This is a genomic window from Novosphingobium sp. 9U (genome assembly GCF_902506425.1).
GTDB lineage: Bacteria > Pseudomonadota > Alphaproteobacteria > Sphingomonadales > Sphingomonadaceae > Novosphingobium.
This window is the reverse complement of the sequence record NZ_LR732477.1, coordinates 1-26,125: the sequence shown is the minus strand read 5'-3', so window position 1 is coordinate 26,125 and position 26,125 is coordinate 1. Positions and strand designations below refer to the sequence as shown.

Below are 26,125 nucleotides of genomic sequence, written 5' to 3'. Positions count from 1 at the left end.
TTTCATCGAGACATCAAGACCAATATACTCGTCCATGGTTGTTCTCCGCTGATGCTGGGCCCGGTCACCAATCGAGAGCCCGTTCTTCATCATACCGGGGAACAACCACCTGCATCAGCACCGATCGTGCTGTGTGGCAGCGCGCCCCGCGATTACACCATGTTCATCCTGAACAAACGACCGCTCTCGGGCATCGATCGTGCCGGCTAAATGGCTCAGGAGGGTGGTGAGCAGGCTCTGTTTGGCCTCATGCTGCTTTACGGCTGGCACTGTTGGAGCCGGAGCAAGCAAGATCCGGCGAGATCGCCATATAACCGCTCAGGACCGCCTGGACAGTAGCTGCCCTGGTAACCGGCGCCGCTAGCGCAGTGGCGATCGGCTGCCTAACCAGCCGCTACAGCGACGCGGCGCTACCGTGGATGGACCCGACGCTCAGCAGCTTCAGCCTAGTCGCCCAGTACTGGACGGCACGGCGCTTTGCCGCAAGCTGGCTGCTCTGGATCGTGGTCGACACGCTCTACGTGGGCATGTTCGTGATGAAGGGGTTGTGGCCGACCGCCGGCCTTCACGCGGCGATGATCATCCTTGCCGTGCTCGGCTACCGCCGCTGGCGCAAGCATCAGCATGACGGGACCACGGCAGTGCCGGCGGCCTGATCGTGGCCTTTCGGAAGGTCGCAGGCGACCCTCCACCAGATCAGACGATTGCGACCTTCGCCGCCGACCATTCCTCCGCCGCGACAGCGTCGATCTGCCGCACGATCCCGCGTGTAAGGGCCGCCGGGACGCTGATCCTGAAGCCACGCTCGATGAGGCCCTCAACCGCCCACCTGACGCAGAAATCGGCAGCGACGCCGATGGCGACAATCTCTTCGACTCCCTGTGCCTGCAAGCGGTCGAAGAACTCATCGCGCGGCACAAAGTCAGCTCCTGGATCGCGCGCATTGCGGATCGTTACGTCGGCTTCCTCCCACATCGCGAACACGCCCTTCTCCAGCGTGTAGAGCGGGATCTCCGGATCGACGGCGCCTACGTCGAGCACCGTCGCTGAACCCTTGCTGCCCCGCACGCAATGCAATGCGAACTGCTGTCCCTCGTCAGAGCGGGCATAAGGTTCAGCCTCGTGCGTGTCGAACGTCAGCAGCACGCCCGCCGTCTCCGACGGGCTTAGCGACGCCAGCATGTCGTTCATCGGTGCGATCAGAGCTTCCGCGCCGGCTACGTACAGCGCGCCGTCCGGCATCATGAAGTCCCGCTGAGCGTCCACCACGATCACGAAATTGATCACTGTCCAAGCTCCATCGCTTCTGCTGCGGATTGACATATGCGCGAATCGCACATAAGTAAAGTGCAGATTGCATATATGGGTGCGACATGAGCGAAGCCGAGTTCCTGAGTGCCTACGATGCCGGCCGATATGAGCGCCCCTCGGTGACGGTCGACCTCATCCTGATGAGCGTGGTCGAGGATGCGCTGACGGCGTTGCTCGTCCGGCGTGACGAGCATCCGCATCAAGGTGCATGGACGCTACCCGGCGGGTTCGTGGGCATCGACGAAAGCCTCGACGCCGCTGCCCGCCGGCTGCTCGCCAGCAAGGCGCGGATGGACAATGCCTACTTGGAGCAGCTCTACACGTTCGGAGCGGTTGACCGCGATCCCAGGACCCGCATCATCAGCGTCGCCTATTTCGCGCTGCTGCCACCCGAGCGCTTCGCCGCCGCGCTCAAGGCAGCGCCCGAACTGGCGCTGTCTGAGCTGGTCGTACCCTGGTCAGGCGAAACTGGCGGACCGGTGGAGGCATGCTCCGCCGACGGCGAAGCGCTGCCGCTGGCGTTCGACCATGCCGACATGCTCGGGCTCGCGGTACTGCGGCTGCGCGGCAAGCTCGATTACTCGGGCGTCGCGTTCGCCTTACTGCCCGAGCGCTTTACGCTGCGCGCCTTGCAGGACGTGCACGAGACCGTCCTGGGCACACGCCTCAACAAGCCCGCGTTTCGCCGCCGCATGCTCGACAGCGGCCGCCTGGAGGCGACCGGCGAGCGTGAGACCGGCGCCTCGTTCCGCCCTGCCGAACTCTATCGCCACCGCACGGCCGTCTGACCCGGAACTAGAAGGGATACGATCATGGCATCGATCAAGAACCTCGGCTTCATAGCGCAACTGCGCAGCGACGCCAGCAACCACGTTATCCGCTATCGCAACGGCAAGGTGCGCCAGAGCGGGCGCGGGCTCGTGTTCTGGTTCCGCCCGGAGACCGCCAGCATCGCCGAGCTGCCGATGGACGATCGCGAGATGGCGATCTTCGTGAAAGGCCGCAGCCAGGACTTTCAGGCGGTCGCTGTACAGGGCACGCTGACCTGGCACGTCGTCGATCCCGAACTGCTGGCCACGCGCGTGGACTTCAGCCTCGGCCTCGTCACCGGCGCCTACAAGAGCGAGCCCATCCAGCGGATCGAGACGCGCCTCGCCGGCCTCGTCAACCAGGCGGCGCTTCAATACCTGGCGCAGGCCCCGGTGCGTGCGCTGCTCGATGCAGGCCCCGAGCCGCTGCGCCACGGATTGGAGGCGGCGTTGGCGAAGGATGCGGCGTTGGCCGAGATCGGCATCGCGGTCACCGCCGTGCGGCTGACCAATCTGGCGCCATCGAGCGAGCTGGAGCGAGCGCTTCAGACGCCGACGTTCGAGGCGCTGCAGCAGAAGGCCGATCAGGCGACATTCGAACGGCGCGCGCTCGCGGTGGAAAAGGAGCGTGCGATCGCCGAGAACGAGCTTGCCAACAAGACCGAGCTCGCCCGGCGCGAGAAGCTGCTCATCAGCCAGGAGGCCGAGAACGCCCGAGATCGCGCTACGGGTGCAGCCGAGGCGCAGCAGGTCGAGGCCGCGGCAGAGGCGGAGCGCATCCGTACCGTCGAGAGCGCCAAGGCCGAAGCCGAGCAGGCGCGCATGACGATCTACCGTGACCTGCCCCCGGCGGTGATGCTGGGCCTCGCCGCCCGCGAGCTGGCGGGCAAGCTCGACACCATCGAGCATCTCAACGTCACGCCCGATTTGCTGGCGATGGTGCTCGGCGAGTTCCGCCGCGACACGCCCGCCCTGCCCTTGGGCTGAACCGATGTCCGCGATCAGCCCACGCGCGGTGTTCGTCACCCGCGAGACCGACTATGAGCTGCTGCTCGCCCGCCAAGCCACCCGCGGCCAGGCCAAGTTCTTCCTTGAGACGCGCGGACAGGACATCGACCTGCTTGAGGACGGTCATCGTCGCCTTCACGCCACGCTTCAAGCCTGCCGCGCTGGGGTACCGGCGGACTGGCGCCAGGCCGAAGTGAAGCGGGCCGATCTCGACCGCTTTCTGTTCGCTCCGGAAGATGTGATCGTCGTCGTCGGTCAGGATGGGCTGGTCGCCAATGTCGCGAAGTATCTGGACGGTCAGCCGGTGCTCGGCATCAACCCCGCACCCGATCTCTATGATGGCGTGCTGGTGCGCGTGCCACTTGCGCACCTCGCCAAGCTGCTGCCGGCGAGCGTCGCAAGCGCGGCCCCGGCGGAGCGGCGCACGATGGTCGAGGCGCGTCTCGACAGCGGGGAGCGATTGCTGGCGCTCAACGAAATCTTCGTCGGGCACCACAGCCATCAGTCGGCCCGCTACCGCATCGCCTCCGGCGATTGCGCCGAAGACCATTCGTCGAGCGGGCTGATCGTTGCCTCGGGCACCGGTGCTACTGGCTGGGCGCGCTCGATCATGGAGGCCACGCACGAGCCGCTGCCGCTCGGCCCTGAGGAGCGCGCCGTCGCCTTCTTCGTGCGCGAGCCGTTCCCCAGCGTCGCAACGGGGACCTCTCTGCGCGCCGGTAAGCTCGCGGCCACACCGCTGGCGGTAATCTCGCGAATGAACGACGGTGGCGTTATCTTTGCCGACGGGATCGAACAGGATTTCCTCGGCTTTGACTGGGGCCGCAGCGTGACGCTCGGCCCGGCCGCTCAGACGCTCCAACTGATTACCGGCTGAGACAGACAGACTTGATCGGAATGGCCGAGCCGCTGTTGCAGTTCGAAGACCCAGTTGCGGCCATGCAAAGCGCCCTTCCGGCTTCCCAACTTCGCCCATTGGTTCAGCTGAACGGCCGGCAGCTCTCGGGAGGCATAGCTCGACGGCAAAGGGGCGAGATCGGGAGTGGATTCTTGCCAGACCGCTTTGCGGCTTCCATTTTAGGGTAGCTGCCGTTCCATTCGCGAGAGATGATGAGCAATCAAACCGTCGAACCGCTGATGCTGAATGCGTGGCTTTCAGCGCGATCGATCGCGCGCGGGTTGCCCTTGCCGGTCCCCGAATATGGCGGATTTCGTGTCGACACCAAGTCGGAGGCAGAGGTCGCCCGGTGGGTTTTTGCCAAGGTTGGACTCGGTATTGAAAAGCTTGCTCGTTCGATCAGCGACCCACGCTATCTTCTGAAGCTCTGCGGTTCGAGGGACGAGTTGCATGCGGTGCTGCCTACGGGTTGGGAGCTTCACGCGCCCGCCTACTTCATGCAGGCGACCAGTAAGCCCGCCGCAAGACGCTTGGCCGAGGGATATAAGATCGAGGCAAAGCACGTCGGCATGATTGTGGAGGTCCGAATTTTCTCCGAAACAGGCGCACTCGCGGCAGGCGGGTATGCGGTGGAGACGCAAGACGTCTTTATCTACGATCGGATTTTAACGGCGCCAGACCATCGCCGGAAAGGATTAGGCCACGTCCTGATGCTAACGCTGCACACTGCTCGTCAGCGATCCAGCAGTCCCGAATTGCTCGTCGCCACGGAAGACGGCCGAGCCCTATATTTGGCGCTAGGATGGAAGACGACTTCCCCATATTCCACGGCGTCGTTCGTCTCGGCGTAATGTCGGCTATTGGTGCTCGTCTTATCGCCGTGGAATGGCCGACTCTGGGCGATCATTGCCGCTGGTATGCGACGGTTTCGCTTGTAGAGAACGGCTCGCTCACGACGGCTTCATACCAGTCAGCCCGAAAGCTTGGTAGCGCCGATAAGTGCGACATAAGATCTAACCAGCCAGTCACCTCCTCGTGGAACGACCAAACTTGCCCGGCGACCTGGACGTCGCAGCATATCAGATCCGTCGTGATCTCATCGCGCTTGTAGAAAGTCACCGCACTGATCTCGGGGAGCGGAAGCTGGCGGAGAATGGCAGGAGTAATCGACACTGCACGATGCTGCCTGACTGAAAGATCGTCCGCAATCGTGAAACGGGATCGCAACCGGGAACGGCACAAAGTAGGCGTGAGCAGCTTGGCGGCTTTCGTCTCAATCGGGTGCATAGCGGACTGCCATTCCGGCTACGCGCTTCGGCCGCTAACTGCCACAGCGTTGCACCGCTTCGATGACACCCTTCATAGATGGATCGGTAGCTTCATACACAATAGTCGTTCCGTCCAACTCTTCGGTGAAGTTTAACCGAACGGTTTGCTCCCGGTTGGTGTAGGTTGCTGTGGATACAACCCTCCTATTACTACGCAGCCGGAAGAGATTTTGATCATGTATTAAGACTTGTATGCCGCCACAACCGAGCACATTATCCAAGCCTTTATCTGAATGAAACGTAGTTTGTATTTGAATTGATCGGTTAATCGGACCAGCATATCCTGCCGTCGCGACCAAGATCAGGACAAAATAGCGGTGAGATTTGTTCATGCTGCACTCGATACTTTTTGCTAAGTTACGCTTGCAAGTAAGGACGCCGGACCATCGGATAAGGACCTCATGATGCCTGACATCCTAGCCCAGTTTGGGCGTGAGCACCCCGTCCGCTATCGGGTACGCTGAAGGCGCAAGCGGACGATCGGAATGGGTGGAAACCGGACAATAGCTTTCATTGCCTTGAGCTAGACCCTTGGAGCCCGAGGCTCTCCCGAAATGCGTCGTTCTCGTCGTCAGGGCAATCAAGCGCACGAAAGTAAAAGGATGCAAGCTCTGCCTTGTAATCTAGCCGATCTACCCAGATGGCTGCTTCAGCGCGGATCAGGTTTGAAAGCACGTCACCGGGATAGTAGCCGCCGTCAAAAAGGGGATCAGCGTTCAACTTAGGCCATAGCACATCGAGGAGATACGGGTATCCGGTATTTTGAACCACTAATTGACCGATCTCATCGTCAGATAGCTCGTCTAATGGCTTCTTCCAAGACTTCCAAATTGCTGCAACCATCGGAGTTGGTGCTTCATCGGGATCACCTTCCTTGAAGCCGGTTACCCACAAACCACGCTGAGTTCTTGGAGCGGTGCCACGCTGCGGGGCAGCGCCGCCCCACACCGCTGCTGCTGCAGTATGGGCCGGGCGACTACAACTGCCTTCACCAGGACCTCTACGGCGAACATGTCTTTCCCCTCCAGGTGGCAACCCTGCTCTCACAGCCGCACGAGGCGTTTGAAGGCGGAGAGTTCGTCCTCACAGAGCAGAGGCCGCGCATGCAGAGCCGGCCCGTGGTGGTCCCGCTCGCCGAAGGCGACGCCGTCGTCTTCGCAGTGAACAGCCGTCCGCACCGCGGAACCAAGGGCGACTACCGGGTTAAGCTCCGCCACGGCGTCAGCGAGGTGCGCTCAGGTTGCCGGCACACTCTGGGTATCATCTTCCACGATGCCGCTTGAGGCGATGTTCAGCTAGCGCAGCCCCTGCCCTCTCTCAGGACAGGAGCTGCAGAAGCTCAGCAGGCGCTTTGTAGGGCAGCAACGCGGGCGCGATCTACGTCCGGCATGCGATACTTGCTCTCATCGATCTGCGCGAGGCGAGATGGAGCAGCCTCAACGTTAGACACACCGTAGAACTTTTGGAAATTCATGATCAGCGGCTGCCACTTCGCCGGGTCGATCCGATTTTCGTGCCCTTCCATGAGCAGTTCTGGAAGGACGTGGACGCGGGTGATGCGTACCTCGAAAGCCGAAAGGAGACCCGCAACCTGGGGATCGTCGGCCATGATGTCATGCCGGTCGGCCAGCACGGCCTCGAGCTGGATCGGGCACTGAAGCGCGCGAGGAGCCGCGACGGTTTGCGAGGAAATCGGCGTCAGCCCGGCCACCTCGAACTTGCTTGGTTCGTAGTCATAGCCAAGCTGCTTCTTGAGATCCGGAACTTTCTTGGAGCCCGTCAGACGCGCGAGCCGGTCCACGGCGTCGACCTGGTGCACCGTCGGCAGGTTCAACACGCACTCGCCCGTCCGCATCATGTTCTGCGGCGTCTGAGACGCGGTCTGCAGGCCCAGCATACACCGCCAACCTAGCCACCATGCCGATGACATCGGCGCCAGGTTCGGCGTGCCGTCCTCATTTAGCGTGCTGATCAGCACAACAGGCGTACCGAGGTACAGGATGGATGGCTCGATGGTCACGTGATCTGTCATGTGAGAAGCTCCGTTTAGGTCGTGGACCCTCGTGGAACGGCGCACCAACTGCTAAACTCCGCTTCTTGCACTGGAATTGGAAGCTCCGCCCGATCGCACAGGCGAGCTTAAAGCGGCAGCCAGCTGCCTGACCCAAAAGTGGCCCTTCAGAGCTCCCTCCGGGCGTCCCAACTTCTTCCGTCTGTTCATCTTGTTTGATGCCGAGCCGACGCAAGCGCGGCGAGGCTTTCGGCGAGCTCTGCGCTTCTGAAAGGCTTGGTAAGTCGTGGCAGGTCGGGAGTAAGACCTTCGACGTCCGCGTACCCTGAAACAATCAGCACGCGCAGCTGTGGCAGGATCTCGCGGAGCGTCAGCGCAAGCTCTACTCCGCTCATGCCTGGCATGAGGTGATCGGATACGAGCAAGTCGGGTAACAAGCCCTCTTCAACAAACGCTATCGCAGCCTCGGCTGAGGTTGCCTGGTGCACCTCATATCCGAACTCCTCCAGCATGTCGGCAGTGCTGGCCCGAACCGTGTCCTCATCATCAACGAGAAGTACAATGCCTTGGGCGGCGCTGCTTAGGGCAGGAACAACTGACTTGTCTTCACTGTCTTGCGTCATTGTGCTGATAGGAAGCCAGAGTTCGACATTGGTGCCCAAGCCTTCCCGGCTCTTTATCGTCAAAGCGCCGCCAAGCTGAGCGGCCAGCCCGTGTGCCATCGAAAGCCCAAGCCCTGTTCCCTTGCCGATGCCTTTGGTGGAGAAGAACGGTTCGATTGCCCGCGCAAGCGTCGCCTCATCCATGCCGACGCCAGTGTCAGCCACGGACAATCGAACGTAATGCCCTCTCTTGAGGGCTCCACGCGGGAAGCGAACAGCGTCGCGGGTCGCGCTGATCCTGAGCGTGCCACCTTGTGGCATTGCGTCTCGCGCATTCACGCCAAGATTGAGGAGCGCCATCTCGAGTTGATTTGGGTCGGCCATAGCGGCCGGGAGATCATCTGCTACATCGACGACGACACGAACCTGCGGACCGGTCGTGCTGGCGAGCAGGTCGGCCATGCCTTCCACCAGCTTGACGATATCTACCGCCGCAGGCTGCAAGGGCTGGCGCCTTGCGAAGGCGAGAAGTCGCTGGACCAGCGTCCTTGCGCGATCGGCAGATTGGGTAGCCCCCTCGATCAGCCGCTGTTCGCGCTCGCCACCAAGACCTTTGCGCTTCAGAAGATCAAGCGCGCCCACGATCGGCGTCAGCAAGTTATTGAAGTCGTGTGCGACACCTCCAGTGAGTTGCCCCATGGCTTCCATCTTCTGGCTCTGACGCAGGGCTTGCTGAGCGTACTGCAATTCTTCGGCCGCCTCCTTCTCCGGCGTGACGTCCCGGCCCACGGCGTAGAAAACGTCTCCCTCGGGCACCAATGTCCATGAGATCCAGCGCCACGACCCATCCGCATGGGCAAGCCGATCTTCGAACCGCTCGACTGTCTCGCCCCTGAGCAGCCGCTCCATAACAGCGCTCACGGCCTCGTGATCGTCGGGATGCACCTGATCGGTAAAGGATAGGGCAAGCAGTGTCGCCGCGTCGCGTCCGAGGGTTACCTCCCAAGCCGGGTTGATTGCCTTCAGGTAACCATCAAACCCCATGATCGCCAGCAGGTCGCGGCTCATCTCCCAAACGCGGTTGCGCTCTGCTGTCCGTTCAGTGACCTCGTGCTCGAGCCGCTCGTTCAGCTGATGGAGCCTGATTTCGTCGGCCTTTCGCGACGTTATATCGATCGCAGTGCCGATCACCCGGACGCATGCACCTTGCGCATCAAATAGACCCCGGCCCTTGGCCGCGACCCACCGAATGACGCCGTCTTCCTTGCCAACGGTGCGGTACTCAACATCGTACAAGGACCGCATGTCAGAATCGCTGGCAGACTCGTAAGCCGTCCGGGTTTTTTCCTGGTCATCCGGATGCACACCCGAGTGAAAGTCGTCCAGCGTGACCGGCACATCAGGCGAAATACCGAACATGGCTTTGACGCGGGGTGGCCAGAACATGCTGCCAGTGGCTTGATCGACATCCCACTGACCTATCTCGGCGACCTCCAGGGCAAGCCGCAGTTGCTCCTCACTTACTGCGAGCTTCTCCTCCGCCTCTCGCCGTTCATCGATGTCAATGACGGATCCCACATAGCCAAGATACTCGCCATCATCTCCAAACCGCGGACTCGCAGCATCGATCGCCCACCGGTAGCTGCCGGATGCATGGCGGAGGCGATACTCGATGCGAAATGGGCCATGACTCGCGTTCGCGGCGATGAACGCGTCCTCCGCACGTTGTCGGTCCTCTGGATGGGTCGCCTCAAGCCATCCAAACCCCTGCGCTTCGGCCTCGGTCTGCCCGGTGAGCTCGTACCATTGGCGATTGAGGTACGTACAGAAACCGGTTGGATCGGTGACCCACATCATGACCGGGGCATGATCCGCCATGTTTCGGAAGCGGCTCTCGCTTTCCTTCAAAGCCGCTTCCCGCGCCTTTTCTTCCGTCAAATCCCGCACTTCGATGATGGTGCCGACCGGCTGTCCATCATCACCCGCGATCGGAGAGGCCGTGAAGGCCACTGGGTAGAAGTGGCCATCCTTGTGAACGAACACCTCTTCGCCCTGCATCCGTTCGCGTTCCGGAAACGCCCGATCGATCGGACATTCCGCCAGAGGATAGGAAGTACCGTCCGGACGCTGATGATGGACTACGTCATGCAGGGGACGGCTAAGGGCCTCCTCAAGTCGGTAGCCGGTCAGCGCTTCGGCCGCTCCGTTCATGAAAACGCAGTGCTGTCGATCATCCATGAGGAAAATCGCCATGATGCTGTTGTTCACGATTGCATCCAAACGACGATCGCTTGAGTTCATAGCTTTGTCTTGCCCCACCTTGCGGCCGGGTAGTTCCGCGAACGCACGTGCAGCTACCTGACGGCATTGGCCGCCGCGTCAAGGTTCCTCCGGGGCAAAGGGCACTCCACGGGCGTTTCAGACCTATGCCAAGCCGCAACACAATGGCTGAAGGCCGGCGTTAAAAGCCTCCTGCGTTACGCCACACGCCCTCACATCTTCCTCAAGCGAACGCCATCCCCAGGCGCAGTCCCCCTCACCCTACCTCTTGCACCATCGTTGATCGACTGTAGCCAAGAGCCGCTTCTTCGATACTTACCTCTTGATCGACAGTCCGGAGTACACGGTGGCGTGACCGGCATTCCTGCAACGAGCGGTGGAGGTTGAGGTGGACCCTGCGCGCCGATATGACGAACTCGGTGGGACTGTCGCCCGGTCAGATCGATGGACCCACTTGTGGACGTTCAGACCTCCCTTCTCGTTCGCCAACTTCTGCCCTTTGTTCATCTAGATGGCCGACCGCCTTCGGAACGCCGGGCTCGCCAGCTAAGTGGCTCAACCAGGTTGGAAGCCGCGCTCAGACGAACGCACCACCTCTTCCTCCCTAGCGTCGGCCGCGATAAGGCTCACAGGCGAGCCCGTCATTATCGCCATCAAGGCTCGGGTTGTATGCTGCCGTTCCTCTACGCATCGGAGCCGCTCCTGCGGCTCGAGCCTGATCGCAGTTTCGGTACATGTACCCTGAGCTTCGAGGCTGCGAGCGGACCGGCGCACTCCATTGCTCGGAATTTGGCGAACGCACTGCGTCGGGATTTCGAGCGTGGGCGCGCCTCCAATCTACTGGCATGTCGAACTTGGTCGCCCAGATGCCGACCTTTCCGGCGTTCGCGCGAGCCTCGATCACTGCATAGTCGGCCTGTCCATTCTCCAGAACGATCGCGTATCCCTGCGCAACGAGCTGCGCTGCCACGTCCTGTCCGTTGATCATGCAGTTCGCCACGGTCCTGTTGTACACGTCGGTGTCACGACGAATGCAGGTGACCAGGCGATTGTCGATCAGCACGCGAAGCGCAGAGGCGGCGTCAGCCCCGCACGCCCATTCCGAGTGATTTACCTGACAGGTCTGGCGATACTCCGGCGCGTCGACGCCGAACAAGCGGACCTTCGTGCCCGCGACCTCAAAGCTGTCACCGTCGCCAGCGTGGGCGGTACCGGTGATCGTTTGTGCAACGGCGGGCTGAAACGACGCGAGGGCCGCGATGATGGCGAGGCGGATCATGGTGCGGAGGCTACGCAGGTTGGATTACCAGAGAATTGATCGCGGTCATCCAACAGACGCCTTCTCCCGCAAGCCGCCGTGGTTACCGTGCTGGCACTTGGGCCAGATCGATGGCATTTCGCAGCCCTGTCGCTCGGCTATGCGTACCCTGCGCTGATCCTCAGCTTTCTGGGTGGCATGTGGTGGGGCTTGGCGGCCCGCCACGCCGGCGAGCCGCCGGCATGGGTCTGGCTGGCAGCAGTGGCACCATCATTGGTCGCCTTAGCGACGGCCGTACCTTGGGCCATTGGAGCTACCTGGCCAGCGCCATCGCTGGTGGCGCTTGGGGTATCTCTGCTCCTCAGCCTGCTTGTCGATCGCCAACTGGCCACCATTGGCCTTGCACCCTTGTGGTGGATGTCCTTGCGTAATCCGTTGTCCTTAGGGCTTGGGATACTTACCCTGACGACAGCCACGATCGGCTGATCGACGGGCTCAATTCGGTAGCTTGGTCATTCTGCAAACGACGGCCGTTATCCTGAGTCGGTATGCACCAAGGGGAAGTGCTCGGATGTAAATCGACTTAACATTACTTACACGCCTTACCGCTAGCGATCGCTTCATGATCAATGATGGTAAACAAGGTCGAAAGGCAAACGTCGCAGTCTCGCCTTGGGTCACTGCCGGCGCACTGTACTTCTTGCTCGCCGCGGCAACGATCCACTTCAGCAGCAACGGTCGGGACATCGCCACCGTGTGGCCCGCGAATGCTGTGCTCACCGCGATGCTGCTCCACTTGCCTCGATCGAGGTGGCTGCAGATACTAGCAGCAGGCTTTGTGGCCAATTGCGCCGCGAACCTCGTGACGCGCGGGACGATTGCAGGACCCTTGCTGTATGGTGTTTCGAACCTCTTGGAGGTGCTGATCGTCGCACTTGCAGCGGGTCGCCACGGCAGGAGTGCGTCGATCCTGAGTGCACCGAGTACACTGATCCGCTTTATCCTCGTCGCTGGATTGTTAGCGCCCCTTTCCAGCGGCATCTTCGGCGCGACAACTGCTTACTTGATCTTCGATCAGAAGCTGGCGACCGCATTCGCCACCTGGGTGCTCAGTGATGCATTGGGGCTGTTGATCTTCACCCCTGTGTTCCTCGCGGTGTTCCGGGGCGATTTTCGCCAATGGTGCCGATCTGCCCCGGGGTTGCTGAAAATGGAGGCGCTTGCTCACTTGGTGGCGACTTCCGCGATTGCCGGTCTCGTGTTTTTCGGTGCGCAGAAGCCGCTGCTGTTCCTGATCTATGCGCCGGTCATGTTCGTCACCTTCAGGATTGGGCCGCTCGGCACCAAGGTCGCCGTCATGCTGGTTGCACTCATTGGCGCGGTGGCAACGATGCGCGGCTATGGGCCGATCGTCATGTTCGGGACCAATCCGGTGGGACACGCACACATGTTCCAGTTGTTTATCGCGGTGTTGTTGCTGACCTGCCTACCCGTAGCGGCCGAAGTGTCCGCACGTGCTCGAATGACCGCACAACTCGCGGAGCGTGAAAGGGAACTGTCGAGGCGCGCGGTGACAGACCCGCTGACAGGCGTGTTCAATCGCTTCGGTCTTGAGGCGCTGACCGCACCAGCATCCGCCAAACAGTCGCAGATGTGCCTGGTGGCGATCGACGTCGATCACTTCAAGCAGATCAACGATCGCTGGGGCCATGCGGGCGGCGACCGCGCCCTCGCCCACTTGGCGAGCGTTCTGCGCACCGTAGTCCGGCCTCACGATATCGTCTGCCGCGTCGGTGGTGACGAGTTCGTTCTCCTGCTGCCCGGCCTGGACCTGACACGCGGCGAGGCAGTCTGTGCCCGCATCCTCAATGAGCTTCGCACCCGCTCGTTTTCGCCCGACGGCGTGAACCAGATCACCATCGCGCTGAGTTGCGGAGTGGCGGTCGCACAGTCCGGGGAGAACTACGGTGACACGCTGCGCAGGGCCGACGAGGCGCTGTACCGCGCCAAGTCGGCGGGCCGCAACGCTGTCCGGGCGGCGGCCTGAGGCAGGTGCGGCAAAGCTTCAGCGCAAGCCGAGTTGATCCACATCGCCCGTCGCCGCCGCCAGATCCGCGCTGATCGCGAAACGACGCAGTTGCACGTCTATGACCGACAAGGCGGCGTTGGCAGCAGCCTCCTCACGGGTGTTCACCAGGAAGAGATCGCTTGCCCCCATGGTGAAACGCCGTCGCTCGGCCACGGCCATCTGATCGGCGCGGCTCTTCTCCTCGACCGCGATCGCCACAACTCGCTCGAGCGCTCGCGCCTGCACGCCCAAGCCCCGGATCTCGGCTGAGATCTGGTCGTCCAGCCAGCGGATGCGCTGTCGTGCCGCGGCGATCTCACCCTCGGTCTGCGCGATCCGTCCGCGCGCGCCGCGCTGCTGCAGCGGCACCGACAAGCGCAAGCCGAAGCGCACGTCGTTGCCGAACCGCGAGCGACCGCCCAGACCCTCATCTCCGAAATTACGGGAGGCTTCTACCTCCATATCAAGGCGCGGCAGCAAGCTGTTGCGATCAAGCGTGAGCCTTTCTCGCACCAGCCTCTCGCGCAGTTCTGCCGCCGCCTGGTCGGGACGGAAGCGATCCGCCATGCTGTACTTCGCGGGAATAACCGCAGGCAGCTCACTTGGAAGATGGACAGGCGTTGGCATGAGCCCCGCTCCGGTGTGGTCCCGCCAGTAGAGCGAGAGGCTGTTGGCAGCGACCGTCAGGGCTTGCTGTGCCTGCACCAGCAAGGAGCGGCGGCGCAGCAGGTTCTGATCGTTCTCCACCAGCACGATGGCGGGGCGCAAGCCGGCGTCGACCGAGCGGCGCAGGCCGGCTTGCCGCTCCTCTGCCAGCTTCACCAGTTCGGCGTACACGCCCACCCGCTGTCCGGCGGCGATCCAGCTCGAATACGCATCGATCGCGCGCCGCTGCACGCCGATTGCGATCATCTGCCGCTCGGCGTCGGCTAGAGCCACGTCCGCGTCCGCGCTGGTGCGGGCGAAGCGCCGCTCATCGATCTCTCGATCGCGCAGGAGAGAGAAGACCGCGCCCACGCGGATCTCGCCCAGCCGGTTGGTGTACGCCTTGTCCTCGTAGATCGGGAAAGATCCGCGGGAGACGCGATAACCGGAGTAGGTCTGCCCGCCGATCGTCTCGAAGGGTCGGGTCACCTTCAGGTCGAGGAACGATCCGTCATAGTAGCCGGAAGGGCGGGTAAAGGCTTCGGCCGAGAAGACGGTGTCGAATGCGCCATCGACGCTCAGGCGCTTGCCCTCAGCCGCGCGAACGCGCGCAAGCCCTTCGAGGATCTGCGGCGCGTGCCTGGCGCTGGACGATAGCAGATCGCGCAAGTGCAGCGGCCCGGTCTGCTCATCGGCAACGCGCGGTAGCGGAGCAACGACCTGCGCCTGTGCACAGGTCGAACCGGCGAGCATGACGGCCGCAACCACCGGGCGCCACTTACTTGAGGCCACTGCCCGCCTCCTGCTTGGCCTGCGGATTGTCCGGCGAGATGGCCTGCGCCGGATACTGCAGCGGAAAGTCGTTGAGGAGCCGCCACAACTCATAGCCGCTGGGCACGATGTCCATCAGCACCCAGCCTTTCGCCTTTGCGCCAAGGCGCACGAAAGGCTCTTGAGGCCAGGGACGGGCGCCAGGCAGCGGCTCGACCAGGATACGAAAGAGACCATTGGCCGAGGCCGAAACATCGATGGCTTTGACCCTGCCGTCGAACATGCCGACTGCCACGGACGGCCATCCGCTGAACTGGATGGCCGGCCAGCCTTCGAACTCCAGGCGGACTCGGCGTCCCGCATGTATCAGCGGTACGTCCCGACCATCGACGTAGAGCTCGACTACGCGCACGGCCTGTTCAGGCGCAAAGGTGGCGATCACGTCGCCCGACTTCACCAACGTGGCGTTGTCACCACCCAGGATGCGCAGAATGCGGCCATCACGGGGCGCACGAATGACTTGAGCCGATTGGCGGCTGATGTCGACATTCAGGCGGTTGCGGTCCGCCTCACCTTTGGCGACCTTGGCCCGGTAGTCGGCGACCTTGATCTGGGCGAGTTCAAGGTCGCGACGCGGCGCCAATCCCTCAACGTAGAGGGACTGCATGCGTCCGACATCGCGCTGGGCCACCTCCATGGCCTGCCGGACCGCCGCGATCTCGGCGGTGAGTTGCGCGCGCTCGGCTTGCAAGCGGGCGATCAAGTGGGAGTCATTGTCGACGATCTGGGCGATCCGGTCACCCTTGCGGACTTCGCTGCCATCGGTCACGAACCACTGCTCGATGCGCCCGGGCACGAGCGCGGTGACGTTCTGCACCCGGTCACGCGGATCGAGAGCGATGACGGTGCCGGTGGCGGTTGAGGTCTGCTGCCATGGAACGAAGAACAGGATTGCGGCCACGCCCGCCAGCCCGATGACAAGCATGGCGGCCAAGACACGCGTGATCCGCGGAACGCGAATGGCGGCAAGGGTTTGGAAGTGACCGATGTGATCAGGATGAAACGGCATGGGTGCCCTCTTCAGCTGCCGTCAATGCGCGGGTGAAGCGCGCGCGCTCGGCAGTGACGAACTGTTCGTTGCGGCCGACCCAGAGCCAGGCATCGAGGCCTTCGTGGTCGGTGCGATGGGTGAACCAGACCAATGTCGTGCCTGCCTCCCGCAGCAGGGCGGCTGCTGACAAGACGCGGCTTTGTGGTACACTGTCGAAAATGCTGGACAGCACCAGGATGCGAGGCTGCGCAAGCAAGGCTCCTGCCAGCTTGAGAGACAGGATCTCCGATTGCGAGAGCGGCCACCCGGTCGAGGACAATTGCGTGTCCAGGCCATCCGGGAGGGATGAAAGTCGCAGCTCGAGGCCGACCGCTCGCAGGAGCGCCATGACTCGTGCAGAGTCTGCCTGTGGGTTCGCAAGGCTGAGGTAATCGCGGGCCGTGCTTTCCACGATGGTAGCGCGATCGAGCACGATTACGTCGCTGCGCAGGCGGAACATGTCGAGGCTGCCGATATCCGCGCCCCCAAGTGTCACGAGGCCGCTGGCGACGCGTACGTGGCGCTTCAGCAGGGTTGCAAGCAGGCGCTCCATGCCCGGCTCGGCGGCGGCGATCGCCTGGGTTCCGGCGGCGAGTTCTAGGTTCAGGCGGGCCGGGCCGAAGCGATCGCTTGCGCAGGCGTCCACCAGCCGCAGGCCGCCGTCGCGAAGCCGCTGGCCCGCCTTCCCGCTGTGCACATCCTCCTGCGCGATGTGGTGGAACAGGGAAAGCTCCTCCACTGCGGCGACAAGGTCGTAAAATGAGTCGACGTAGGGGCCCAGCTGCGCAGCGCCGTAGAAGACGCTGGACAGGATCAGCTCGGCCGCGACCAGCTGCCCGATCGACAACTGGCCCTGGATGACGAGCCATCCGCCCAGCGCCAGCAGGCCCGCACTCGCCACTGCATAGAGCACCAGCAGCGCCACCGCCTGAGGGAAGGCATAGCGCAGATGCGCCTTGTGCGCCTGGACGTAGCCGGCGGTGCGACGCTCTGACATGTCCATTGCGTAATCAAGATGCCGGCTGGACTTGTAGAACCCATTGGATCCGCCGACGCTTTCCAGCCAGTGCGCTGCCTCGTACTTGCGCTGGCTGAGCGTCACGGCCGTCCGCATGCCGCCGCCCGCCCATACGAACCAGATCAGCGCGACGCAGGCAATGAAGCCAAGATTGAACAGCAGAAAGAACGGGTGGTAGAACGCCGTCACCACGAAGCCGATCGTAGCCTGGAATATTACCGTGAAGCCGCCGATCAGCAAGGACGGCACGGCTTTCTGTATCGTCATCAACTCGAAGAAGCGATTGAACAGATCTCCTCGTCGCTCGTCGTGGAAGAAGGGGTTCTGCGCGTAAACGGAACGCAGCGTGATGTCGGCGACCAGCCTTGCGAAGAACCGGCGGCGGAACAGCTCCATCAGGTGCAGCCTGAAGGCATTCAGCAAAGCCCAGAACAGCAAAAGCGCCAGCAGCACGCCCGCGAGCGTGAACAGGGGCGCCGGAAGCGCCGTGTTGGTCACGGAGTTGATGAGCATCTGCACAGAGATGGGTGTCGCGAGCGAAAGCAGCCCAATGGCGACACCATAGATCAGCCCGAGACAGACAAACTTCTTCTCGGGTCCGAGAATGTCGCGCACCCAGATCGTGAATGCGCGCCAGTCCACCCGCACATGACTGTCAGCCACGCTACTTCGGTCCTCCCGTGATCTTACCTGAGTTAAATTGTATGGTGGCGCTGCGCCCAACCGCCGGGAGCCGACGAGGCGGGCATGATCGTGTCGCCCGCGATCCAGCGGTGGCAGCGATTGTCGGTGGGATCGATGACGATCAGCTTGACCCAGCCATTCCCGAACAGGCGTGACAGGATCGGCGTGTCCATGATGATCGTGTCGACCCGCTCCACGGGCGCAAGGATGACGGTCAGCAGGCGCTGCGGGATGTGGTAGGGCGTGCCATCATCGCAGAACAGCGACTGCTTTGGCAGCCCCACGCACAAGTCGCCTTCGTTGCCCTGGACGACGCCGAAGCCACCGACGACATTATGGGTCGTCTTGTCGCCCGCGCCGTAGCGCGCGTTGTCCATGGTCGAGAACAGGTACTGGCAGTTGATCCACTGCGCCACGATCATCGGAGCGGTCAGGATCGTCCGCAGCGCCGCGCCGTCCGCGTCCTTGCGCCAATCATAGCTGTGCAGGAACACGCGCCCGCCAAGATCGGCCTCTTCGGTCAGAGCGCGCGGCGCCGCAAGGAACGCCGCGTTGCCCGCTAGCCCCCATTCGGGCCGAACCTCTCCCCAATGCGCCGCTGCGGTTAGGACATCCTTGGCAGACCGCCCGAGCTTTGCTGCCCGATTGCTGCGGTTCTCCGCTGCGGCACGCTGCAGGTCGCACTTGAGCGCGTGAAGCTCGTCCTGATAGCTCTCGGGGACCAAGTGTTCGTCGAAAAGGACGATCTCGTCCGTGGTGGTATCGTGCTGCGCCGCGATGAAGATCGTGTCGGGCGGGATCACCGTACCAGCCGAATGGAGCTGGGAGCGGACCTCGGGCCGGTTCAGGATTTGCGACAAGGCCCGCGCATTGGGGCCACCCGCACGTCCTCCGCAGGCACCGCACTCCAGCGCGCCCATGAAAGGGTTGTTCACGGCGCTGGCGCCATGCCCGGTGAGCACGACAATGCGCGCGAGACGTTCGCTTTCCATACCCGTGAGCGCGAACATACCCTGCGCGTAGGCGAGCTTGTCCTGCAGAGGCAGCGCGTACTCGCCCGCACCGCCGGTATACGGGGTCAGCACCGCGTCCAGCCGGTCTGGCTGGGACAGCGCAAGCCTCTTTGCGAACCGAGGCGCGCAACTACGGGCCGCCAGCATCAGCGCTCCCAGAGGGCCCGCCGCCTCCGCTGCCGCAAAACTTGTCGCGGCCCCAAGCTTGGCAGTGCCTGTCAGGCTGCGCATGGCATCGTCCTCGCGAACGCGCTGTAGAAGCCTATGCGCCTCCCGCTCCCGGCCTGGGCTCGGGACGGTCCGAAGATCATGTTTGGGTTCCAGCAGAACCGGAAGCTGCCGCCGCCGAGGGGCCTGCACGGGCGACTGCAAGGCGATCGGAAGGCCGAAGAAACCGGCGTAGCCGAAGGTCTGGTAGCTCCCCTGCCGTTCCACCGCGCGCCGGATCGGCTCGGACCGGACATCGATGCAAAAGACCAGCTGCGCCGCCGCACGCTGCGGCTGCACCTCTGGCCGAACTGCGCCTTTGCGCAACTCGCCGATGAGTTCCTCCTCGTAGCCGCGCTCGGCCGCCGACATGAAGAGGTATGCCAAGTCAGCGTTGGTCATGCGCAGCACGAAATCGGCCATGTCGCGCTCGCGACCGGTCAGGGCCTCAAGGGTCCCCGCGCGCAAGCCAAAGGCTTGCTCCGCAGCCTCTTGGACCCCGTAAGTGATCTCGGCCGTGGAACTCGGTTGGGGATCGAGCGGGTCGATCAGAGCCCAGAGTGCAAGCAGATCCGTGATCGTCGCAGGTGATTGCGCGCTGACGTCAAGATCGGCCTTCTCACTGCGCCACCGGATGTGCCCAGCCCAGCCCGGAAGACGCGCGATCATCCGGCGCATCCAGCGCAGGCCGCCGGCCTCGCCGTCCTGAAAGGTGCCGAGTACCGCGTGAACCGCGCGGATTGCGTCCAACGGAGCCTGGCCCCAAGCAAAGCCTGCCTCTGCCGGGTTCAAGGCGTAGAATTGCGGGTCATCCGCCAGCAGGTCGTGCACCGCGGAATACAGGCCTTTCTCGCGCCCTGGCATCGGCTCCGCCGCGAAGCCTCTGTCGAAAAATGCCGCGCACCACTTGGCGATGAGCGCTTCGCCAGGCGTAAGTTCGGGTGGCCCGTCATTTGCGGGCGTGGTCTCTTCCATTTCGACCAGCCGCTTCATCAGCAAGTCATACGCGGTGACGTCGGGAGCGATGAACTGAAAGGCCGTGCTCGGCCCACCCAGTCGCTCCACCGCAATACGGGACAGAACGACTTCGCTGACCCGGCCTTGGTTCAGCAGCGCCCGCCAGTGCTTCAGCGGAAGCCCAGCGCGGGCGTCGAACAGTTCCGCCGCGTTCGACACTGCATCGGGGAACGGCATGTCCTCGAAGCCTGCCAGAGGATTGACCGCGATCGGGCTTTCGAGCGGCCAGAGCGGCGAGACCGTCATCGATGCGACGTCGATGAGGTTGGCGGTCCGCTCGAGCGAGGAGGAGCAGGCGTCGAACACGGCATGATCCAGAACAAGGTTCATCTTATACTCCTTGGGTCGGGGCGGAGGCAGTCACCGTGTGACCACGCCGGCGTTGAGGAAGTGAACGTACAGGGCGCGCGGCATCGTCGGCCCCTTCCGCCGAGGCCAGAACTGCCAGGCCAGGGCTGATGCGAAGATCAAGGCGATGAGGATCTGCGCGGCGGCCGGTGCAATCGTCGGCCCGTCGGCCCCGACCAGCGCACGGGTCATGGTGAGACCGGCAGCCTGGAACCCGGCAAGCGCGGCGATCAGTGCCACACCCCGGGCCATGGCGTGCCGCCGGGCATGACCCACGATCGAAAATGTCGCGAGCAAGGCAGTCAGCAGCGCGAGGCTAAGCGGCACGAAACTGGGCTGCGCCATCTCGATCACGCCGGCCGTGACCAGGGCTGCCATCGTAATGCCGGTCGCAGCGAGCGCTCCGACAACCGGCACAGAGGCAGCCGTCTTGGCTTGCGGAGTGCGCGCCGTCATGCCGGCGCCGAGGAAAAGCCAAGCCTTGAACAAGCCGTGCGCCAACAAGTGCCAGAGCGCCGCACTGTAGGCCCCCAGCGCACAGGACATCATCATGAAGCTCATCTGAGACACGGTCGATCCCGCCAGCGCACGCTTGACGTCGGGCCGCACCAGCATGATGCCAGCTCCGTAGAGGGCACCTGCCGCGCCGATCGCCACGAGCGAAATGCGCACGAAGGGCGCAGCCTCCAGCAAGGGTGCGAAGCGCAACACAAGCACTCCGCCGGCGTTGACCAGGCCCGCATGCATCAGCGCCGAGACCGGCGTTGGGGCCGTCATCGAAGACAGCAGCCAGCCCGACACCGGGGGAATGGCGCAGCGCGTGAGCGCGGCGATGGCCAGCGCGCCTGCATTGATCTCGGCCGATTGACGGGGCGCCTGGCTGACGCTCGCCATCAGTTCCTCGATCGAACTGGTGCCCAGGCGCCAGCACAGCAGCGCCAGGCCGGTCAGCAGAGCGGCATCGGCGGCCATGAAGATGCGTGCGGTCGAGCGGCTGGCGCGGTTGGCTGCAGGCCAGTTATCCGCGTGTCCGATCAGCCTGGCGAGCAGAAGCCCGCTTGCGATCCAGCAAGCCGCGAAAAGCGCCACATGGTCCGCGATGACGAAGCCGAGCGCGCAGGCGACCAGAGCAACCATGTGCATGGCGAAAGCGCGGAAGCGCGAGGCGCGCATGTGTCGCCAAGAGAAGGCCGCAACCGCAGCGGATACGAACACGATCAGCGCGCATATGGCGGAGGCGAAACCGTCGAAGTTCACGATCGGCCCGCTCAAAGGTGTGCGCAGCACGACCATTATCAGGAAGACCGCAGCGGATCCGAGCAGGAAGCCGGCGGGAGAAGGCTGGGGCGTATGCAAGTGCGAGCTAGCGGTCAAAGTCGCGGTCATGGCGGGTCTCCTCGCCGCAAACTTGGAGTGCAAGCATCAATGAGGAAAACGAGTTGTTGAAATGGCATCCATTGACGAAATCAATGATTGAGCTAGAACAACGCCATGCTGCGTAATCTGGACATCGATTTGCTGCGCTGCTTCGTCACCATCGCTGACCTGGGCAGCTTTACGCGTGCCGGTGAGCGGTTGGGGCGAACGCAATCGACAGTCAGCTTGCAAGTGAAACGCCTCGAAGAACTTCTAGGCCGCAGCCTCTTCGATCGTTCGCCCAAATCGCTGCGCCTCACCGGTGACGGTGAACGTTTGCTGGGCCCCGCAAGGAAACTGCTTCATCTGAACGACAAAGCTATCGCGGAGCTGTTCGAGCCGGAGATCGCCGGTTTCGTGCGGCTCGGCGTGCCGGAGGATTTCGCCACCGCCCACCTACCCTCAGTCCTTGCCGAGTTCATGGAAGCGCACCCGCTGGTCGAGTTGGAGGTGACCTGCGATCTGACGCTCAACCTGCTCGAGCGCTTCCATGCCGGCGCCTTCGATCTCGTGCTGGTGAAGCGAGAACCCACCTTGGCCGAAGCAACGCTGCACGGCACCCGCGTGTGGCGCGAACCGCTGGTGTGGGTGGCGCGTGACCGAAGCGCTGCCGATGGGCGCGACACAATCCCCCTAATCGTCTCCCCGCAGCCCTGCGTCTATCGCAAGCGCGCCATCGATGCGCTGGACGGGCTCAAACGTCCCTGGCGCATCGCCTATACCTCGACGAGCCTCGCCGGCAGCCGAGCCGCAGTGAAAGCCGGCCTGGGATTGACCGTACTGCCGCGCGAGATGGTACCGGAAACACTCGTGGTGGTTGGCCCTGAGGCAGGCCTTCCCCTTCTTTCTGATACCGAGATCGCTTTGCTTGAAGCTCCTTCGATCAGCGATACCGCGCACAAGCTTGGTCAGCACATCACTGCCGCGCTGGAACGCCCTTGAGCGAATAGAATAGAATCATTGGTTCGAGTGAACCTCGGCCCGTCGCTGCAACCAAGAGGAGGCAACTCGGACATCCTAGGCATCGTGCCGAAAAATGGAGACCCAGTTCCGGTCACTCAGAGCCTTCTCGCTGCTCCCCGACTTCGGACACTCGTTCATCTGCGAGACTACTGCATTTCTGAACGGTCCGAGTTGAAGCCTGAGTGGCGATGGAAAGCACCTGATGCGGAAAAGACAGCCCGCCCAGCCACCGTCTTGAACAATGCCCCTGCGACGACTGCCTACTCGACTGCGGCAGGCTGGCCCGGGCTCGGCAGAATTCGACTGACTAGCGCAAAAACGTCGTTCATCCGGAATGGCTTGCGCATGAAAGCCACGTAGCCGCGGCAGTGTTCGGCAATTGTATCCTCAGACATGGAACTCATGAGCGCCACCGGCACGTTGGCCAGTCTCGGCTCAGCCGCCATCCTGGCCAACAGCGCCGCTCCATCCATGACTGGCATCATGTAGTCCGAAATGACGAGGTCAGGCAGTTCTTCAGCCATTCGCTCCAACGCCGCACGCCCGTTGATGGCGCTCAGCACCCTATGCCCCTCATCCTCCAACATGGCTGAGAGCACGTCGGCAATGCCGAACTCGTCGTCGACGATGAGTACGACCGCCACTGCTAGGTTCCACCCGTCGCACCGCTGCCCGGCACACCCCCGCGCATGAAGGGGCGTTCAAGCAGCTCTGCCAGGACATCTTCGGCACACGTTGAGTCAGGGTCCACCACGATCCCGCTTCCTCCGACCTCGAAGCACCTGAACGATCGCTCGATCGAGCTCAGGCGAGCCTTGAGCACGTTGATCATACGGAAGAGCTTTGCGCGCAATTCCACATGGCGCATGACGATGATGTTTTCGACGATCGGGGATAGCCCCTGAAGCGCCAGTCCGCTGAGCGGGCTCGCCACATCCTGATACCCGACGTCTACCTGCGCACTCCACAGAGTGGTAACGCCCAGCGCCCTCAACTCGTTCGACAAGGCAGTCACAACATGACTGACCCGAGAGTTATCCGAGGCGATCTGCGTAAAACCATCGATGCCGTCGATAAAGACTCGCCGCGCGCCCCGGCGCCGGACCGCATCCAGCAGTTCCGTGCATATCTGATCGAGGACCCCTTCGGTCGTCGGGCGCCACATGATGTCGACGACGCCACGATCGATGTGATCTGCGACGGGAAGACCAAGGTTTCTGGCCTGGGCATAGAGCGCCTCTGCAGGCTCATGCATGCCAAACATCAGACCGGGCTCCGACGGCCCACAGCCGCTCAGGAAATGCAACCCGAAGATCGTCTTGCCAATTCCGGTCGGCCCGATGATGGCGGTGGATGAGCCGCGGACGATACCGCCGCCGATCATGCCGTCGACCCCCACGATCGACGTAGGAAGCCGGTCCGCTGAGTCGAGGTTTTGGACAGCGCTGGGGCGTTTCAGAAGCGCCTCGGTCCGGGGATAGACCACGATACCAGTATCATCGATACGATAGGCGTGCTGCCCCCGTACGAAACCGCCGCCCCGCCTTTTATGTACCTGGAGGTGCCGTTCGGCTTTTCGGCCGTAAAGCTCGCTTCGCATCTCGACCACACCGTCGACCATCGTGTGCTCGGCGGCGAGCGGGATGTTTCCGGCGCTTGCGCTGGTCAGCAGGAACATGGTGCAGTCTGCCAGCGTCGCCTGCGTCTGGAGCTCGTGGATGAACTTCTTGAACTCGCGCGGGCTATCGGCCGTTTCTTCAACGGCCACCAGGCCGTCGAGGATCACGACGCCAGCTTCCCGCCGCTGAACCTCCCTTCTAATGACGCTCAGCAATCCCTTGAGCCCGTCGTCTTCCAAGACCTTGAAGGCGCTCATGTAGTAGATATGGTCAGGGATCGCGGCTTCGTTGAAGAACCCCAGCTGCCCGATATGGCCGAGCATGCGTGAGTGGCTCTCGGCGAGCAGCGTGATGTAAAGCGCTCGGCCTCCAGCGGCGATGTGATTGTAACAAATTTGATTGCCCAGGATGGTCTTGCCGGCGCCCGGTTGACCCTGAATGATCGCGATGCCTCCACGAACGAAGCCGCCGTCCAGAATGGCGTCCAGCCCCGGGATGCCGGTGGGAACGCGCGGCAACGGTTCTCGCTTGGGCGCAGTCTTGTTCGTGGCTGCGGCCTCGGTCATCCCTGGTTCCCCGGTTCAAGTGGAAGGGAGACGGTAAACGTCGAGCCTTGGCCAAGGCTGCAATCCACCCCGATTTCTCCGCCCATGGCCTGGGCGAGTTGGCGCACGATCCAGAGCCCTACTCCAAACCCCATTCCTTGCTTGCTCAAATCAACAGCTCGCTCGAAACGCTCGAAGATGCGCGCCTGGTCGGCCTCGCTGATACCCGGACCAAGGTCTCGAACATGAACGACTGCCGTGCCGCCCTGCAACTCAGCAGACACCAAAATCGGCTTACCCTCGCCGTACTTGATGGCGTTGGAAGTGAGGTTCTCCAGGATCTGCTCAAGCGCAAGGCGATCCCAACTACCCTCGATACAATCAGGAACCTCGACGGTGAAAACCGAGCCTGCGAAGGACGCCAAAGGCGTAAGACTGCTCACGACCTCGCGTATCAGGGAGGCGAGATGGACAGGTTGGGGTACCAACCTGAGCTTACCTGTGGTGGCACGAGACACGTCCAGAAGTGTTGTCGCCCGCCGCATGTAGCGCTCGATGAGCCACTCCAGGCGCTCGAGCCCATGCTGAACTCGTTCGGGCGCGTAAGCGCCGGAGCGCATACTCCGCAGCAATACGTCGATCTGGCCCCTGATGGGCGTCATGGGATTGCGTAGCTCGTGAGCCGCCACAGCGATAAACGCGTCCCTCGCGGCCACGGCCTCGCGCAGGCGGGCAATCTCTTCAAGAAGGTGCCCTGGGGCGGGATCCGCATGGCCGGCCTTCATTTCAGAGGAGGGAGTGGACTCCTGCACGACGGCCTCGATTGCGCAAACAGCCTTATGCCGCCCGCTGGGTCATGACGGTAGCGGGTAAGAGACCGAACGGAAACCCTGCATCGCTGCAGGCGGGTTGGCTGCTGAAGCTGCCGTCAAGATGCGAAGCCCCACGCAAGCGGAGCAGGGGCCGTGATAGCGTGCGGCTTCTACCTGGGAATGGAACAATGACGCCGTTGAACCTGCTGGGGGAGCCGAGATCGAAGAGGTCGGACGCCGACCCACTATCGGCCGTTCAGCGGCACTCGGTCGCTTCCCGTAAGCTGCCACCTATTCATCTGCGAAGAAGGACGCGCTTGTTCTGCTTAAGAAGAGCAATCGACGCTTTTGGGTCAATGTTGCGCCGGCGCCCGTCGACACTGGCCGTTGCGCCTCTCTGGATG

The 26,125-nt window shown here is 62.7% G+C and carries 24 protein-coding genes and 1 pseudogene; 10 read left to right on the top strand and 15 right to left on the bottom strand.

Annotated elements, in window-relative coordinates; genetic code table 11:
• Both GV044_RS22185 and GV044_RS13640 read left to right on the top strand, forming a co-directional pair.
• On the top strand, nt 1-210 hold a 210-nt coding region (locus GV044_RS22185), incomplete at its 5' end, for a hypothetical protein (protein WP_236554973.1).
• 158 nt (nt 211-368) lie between these two features.
• Nucleotides 369-656 (top strand): nicotinamide riboside transporter PnuC, encoded by a 288-nt coding sequence (locus tag GV044_RS13640; protein ID WP_371741620.1) that lies wholly within the window; start codon nt 369-371, stop codon nt 654-656.
• A gap of 40 nt (nt 657-696) precedes the next feature.
• Here the strand turns inward: GV044_RS13640 and GV044_RS13635 are convergent, their stop codons facing one another.
• Nucleotides 697-1,287: a cysteine hydrolase family protein gene (locus GV044_RS13635; protein WP_201299103.1), complete on the bottom strand. Its 591-nt coding sequence runs from the start codon at nt 1,285-1,287 to the stop codon at nt 697-699.
• Nucleotides 1,288-1,373: 86 nt separating this feature from the next.
• Here GV044_RS13635 and GV044_RS13630 point away from each other — a divergent pair, with 86 nt between their 5' ends.
• The 4 genes from GV044_RS13630 (at nt 1,374) to GV044_RS13615 (ending at nt 4,877) form a co-directional block, all read left to right on the top strand.
• Nucleotides 1,374-2,099, top strand: a complete 726-nt coding sequence (locus tag GV044_RS13630) for an NUDIX domain-containing protein (RefSeq protein WP_159871700.1) — start codon at nt 1,374-1,376, stop codon at nt 2,097-2,099.
• Nucleotides 2,100-2,123: 24 nt separating this feature from the next.
• Nucleotides 2,124-3,107 carry an SPFH domain-containing protein gene (locus GV044_RS13625; protein WP_159871697.1) on the top strand — a complete coding sequence of 328 codons (984 nt, stop codon included), beginning with the start codon at nt 2,124-2,126 and terminating at the stop codon, nt 3,105-3,107.
• Nucleotides 3,108-3,111: 4 nt separating this feature from the next.
• A complete protein-coding gene (locus GV044_RS13620; RefSeq protein WP_159871694.1) occupies nt 3,112-4,005 on the top strand; it encodes an NAD(+)/NADH kinase in 894 nt (297 codons plus the stop codon).
• A 233-nt stretch (nt 4,006-4,238) separates the two neighbouring features.
• On the top strand, nt 4,239-4,877 hold the full coding sequence (locus tag GV044_RS13615) for a GNAT family N-acetyltransferase (protein WP_159871691.1): 639 nt from the start codon (nt 4,239-4,241) through the stop codon (nt 4,875-4,877).
• A gap of 52 nt (nt 4,878-4,929) precedes the next feature.
• Here GV044_RS13615 and GV044_RS13610 read toward each other — a convergent pair whose 3' ends face one another.
• From GV044_RS13610 to GV044_RS13600, 3 genes are all read right to left on the bottom strand, one after another.
• Nucleotides 4,930-5,313 carry a hypothetical protein gene (locus GV044_RS13610; RefSeq protein ID WP_236554972.1) on the bottom strand — a complete coding sequence of 128 codons (384 nt, stop codon included), beginning with the start codon at nt 5,311-5,313 and terminating at the stop codon, nt 4,930-4,932.
• 34 nt (nt 5,314-5,347) lie between these two features.
• Nucleotides 5,348-5,686: a hypothetical protein gene (locus GV044_RS13605; RefSeq protein ID WP_159871688.1), complete on the bottom strand. Its 339-nt coding sequence runs from the start codon at nt 5,684-5,686 to the stop codon at nt 5,348-5,350.
• Between the two features lie 178 nt (nt 5,687-5,864).
• A complete protein-coding gene (locus GV044_RS13600) occupies nt 5,865-6,302 on the bottom strand; it encodes a contact-dependent growth inhibition system immunity protein (protein WP_256377270.1) in 438 nt (145 codons plus the stop codon).
• Here GV044_RS13600 and GV044_RS13595 point away from each other — a divergent pair.
• Nucleotides 6,236-6,637 (top strand): annotated as a pseudogene (locus GV044_RS13595) (2OG-Fe(II) oxygenase); the annotation flags it as partial. The gene GV044_RS13600 and the pseudogene GV044_RS13595 sit on opposite strands and share 67 nt — an antisense overlap.
• A gap of 56 nt (nt 6,638-6,693) precedes the next feature.
• Here the strand turns inward: GV044_RS13595 and GV044_RS13590 are convergent.
• From GV044_RS13590 to GV044_RS13580, 3 genes are all read right to left on the bottom strand, one after another.
• Nucleotides 6,694-7,374, bottom strand: a complete 681-nt coding sequence (locus tag GV044_RS13590; RefSeq protein WP_236554971.1) for a flavin reductase family protein — start codon at nt 7,372-7,374, stop codon at nt 6,694-6,696.
• Nucleotides 7,375-7,571: 197 nt separating this feature from the next.
• The gene (locus GV044_RS13585) at nt 7,572-10,268 is read right to left on the bottom strand and encodes a PAS domain S-box protein (RefSeq protein ID WP_256377269.1); all 2,697 of its coding nucleotides are present in this window, start codon (nt 10,266-10,268) and stop codon (nt 7,572-7,574) included.
• A gap of 583 nt (nt 10,269-10,851) precedes the next feature.
• Nucleotides 10,852-11,526: a thermonuclease family protein gene (locus GV044_RS13580; protein ID WP_159871679.1), complete on the bottom strand. Its 675-nt coding sequence runs from the start codon at nt 11,524-11,526 to the stop codon at nt 10,852-10,854.
• A 78-nt stretch (nt 11,527-11,604) separates the two neighbouring features.
• Between GV044_RS13580 and GV044_RS13575 the strand changes: the two genes are divergently transcribed.
• Both GV044_RS13575 and GV044_RS13570 read left to right on the top strand, forming a co-directional pair.
• On the top strand, nt 11,605-11,991 hold the full coding sequence (locus GV044_RS13575) for a DUF3429 domain-containing protein (protein ID WP_159871676.1): 387 nt from the start codon (nt 11,605-11,607) through the stop codon (nt 11,989-11,991).
• A 136-nt stretch (nt 11,992-12,127) separates the two neighbouring features.
• Entirely contained in the window at nt 12,128-13,552 is a 1,425-nt protein-coding gene (locus tag GV044_RS13570) for a sensor domain-containing diguanylate cyclase (protein ID WP_159871673.1), read from the top strand.
• 18 nt (nt 13,553-13,570) lie between these two features.
• On the opposite strand, the gene GV044_RS13565 is transcribed toward GV044_RS13570, so the two are convergent.
• Genes GV044_RS13565 through GV044_RS13545 form a run of 5 tightly spaced genes read right to left on the bottom strand, consistent with a single transcriptional unit; the run spans nt 13,571 to nt 21,752 of the window.
• The gene (locus GV044_RS13565; protein ID WP_236554970.1) at nt 13,571-15,010 is read right to left on the bottom strand and encodes a TolC family protein; all 1,440 of its coding nucleotides are present in this window, start codon (nt 15,008-15,010) and stop codon (nt 13,571-13,573) included.
• Nucleotides 14,997-16,058 carry an efflux RND transporter periplasmic adaptor subunit gene (locus GV044_RS13560; RefSeq protein WP_159871670.1) on the bottom strand — a complete coding sequence of 354 codons (1,062 nt, stop codon included), beginning with the start codon at nt 16,056-16,058 and terminating at the stop codon, nt 14,997-14,999. The genes GV044_RS13565 and GV044_RS13560 overlap by 14 nt, the downstream gene beginning before the upstream one ends.
• Complete coding sequence (locus GV044_RS13555) at nt 16,042-17,760, bottom strand: ABC transporter ATP-binding protein (RefSeq protein ID WP_159871667.1); 1,719 nt, start codon at nt 17,758-17,760, stop codon at nt 16,042-16,044. Before GV044_RS13555 ends, GV044_RS13560 begins: the two co-directional genes overlap by 17 nt.
• Nucleotides 17,761-17,792: 32 nt before the next feature.
• Nucleotides 17,793-20,348, bottom strand: coding sequence for a putative inorganic carbon transporter subunit DabA (locus GV044_RS13550; RefSeq protein WP_159871664.1), 2,556 nt, complete (start codon nt 20,346-20,348; stop codon nt 17,793-17,795).
• 30 nt (nt 20,349-20,378) lie between these two features.
• Complete coding sequence (locus GV044_RS13545) at nt 20,379-21,752, bottom strand: proton-conducting transporter membrane subunit (RefSeq protein WP_159871661.1); 1,374 nt, start codon at nt 21,750-21,752, stop codon at nt 20,379-20,381.
• 129 nt (nt 21,753-21,881) lie between these two features.
• Here GV044_RS13545 and GV044_RS13540 point away from each other — a divergent pair, with 129 nt between their 5' ends.
• The gene (locus GV044_RS13540) at nt 21,882-22,724 is read left to right on the top strand and encodes a LysR substrate-binding domain-containing protein (protein WP_236554969.1); all 843 of its coding nucleotides are present in this window, start codon (nt 21,882-21,884) and stop codon (nt 22,722-22,724) included.
• 281 nt (nt 22,725-23,005) lie between these two features.
• Here GV044_RS13540 and GV044_RS13535 read toward each other — a convergent pair whose 3' ends face one another.
• Genes GV044_RS13535 through GV044_RS13525 form a run of 3 tightly spaced genes read right to left on the bottom strand, consistent with a single transcriptional unit; the run spans nt 23,006 to nt 25,694 of the window.
• Nucleotides 23,006-23,389, bottom strand: coding sequence for a response regulator (locus GV044_RS13535; protein ID WP_159871655.1), 384 nt, complete (start codon nt 23,387-23,389; stop codon nt 23,006-23,008).
• 2 nt (nt 23,390-23,391) lie between these two features.
• Nucleotides 23,392-24,930: an ATPase domain-containing protein gene (locus GV044_RS13530; protein ID WP_159871652.1), complete on the bottom strand. Its 1,539-nt coding sequence runs from the start codon at nt 24,928-24,930 to the stop codon at nt 23,392-23,394.
• Nucleotides 24,927-25,694: a sensor histidine kinase KdpD gene (locus tag GV044_RS13525; protein WP_159871649.1), complete on the bottom strand. Its 768-nt coding sequence runs from the start codon at nt 25,692-25,694 to the stop codon at nt 24,927-24,929. The genes GV044_RS13530 and GV044_RS13525 overlap by 4 nt, the downstream gene beginning before the upstream one ends.
• Nucleotides 25,695-26,125 lie beyond the last annotated feature (431 nt).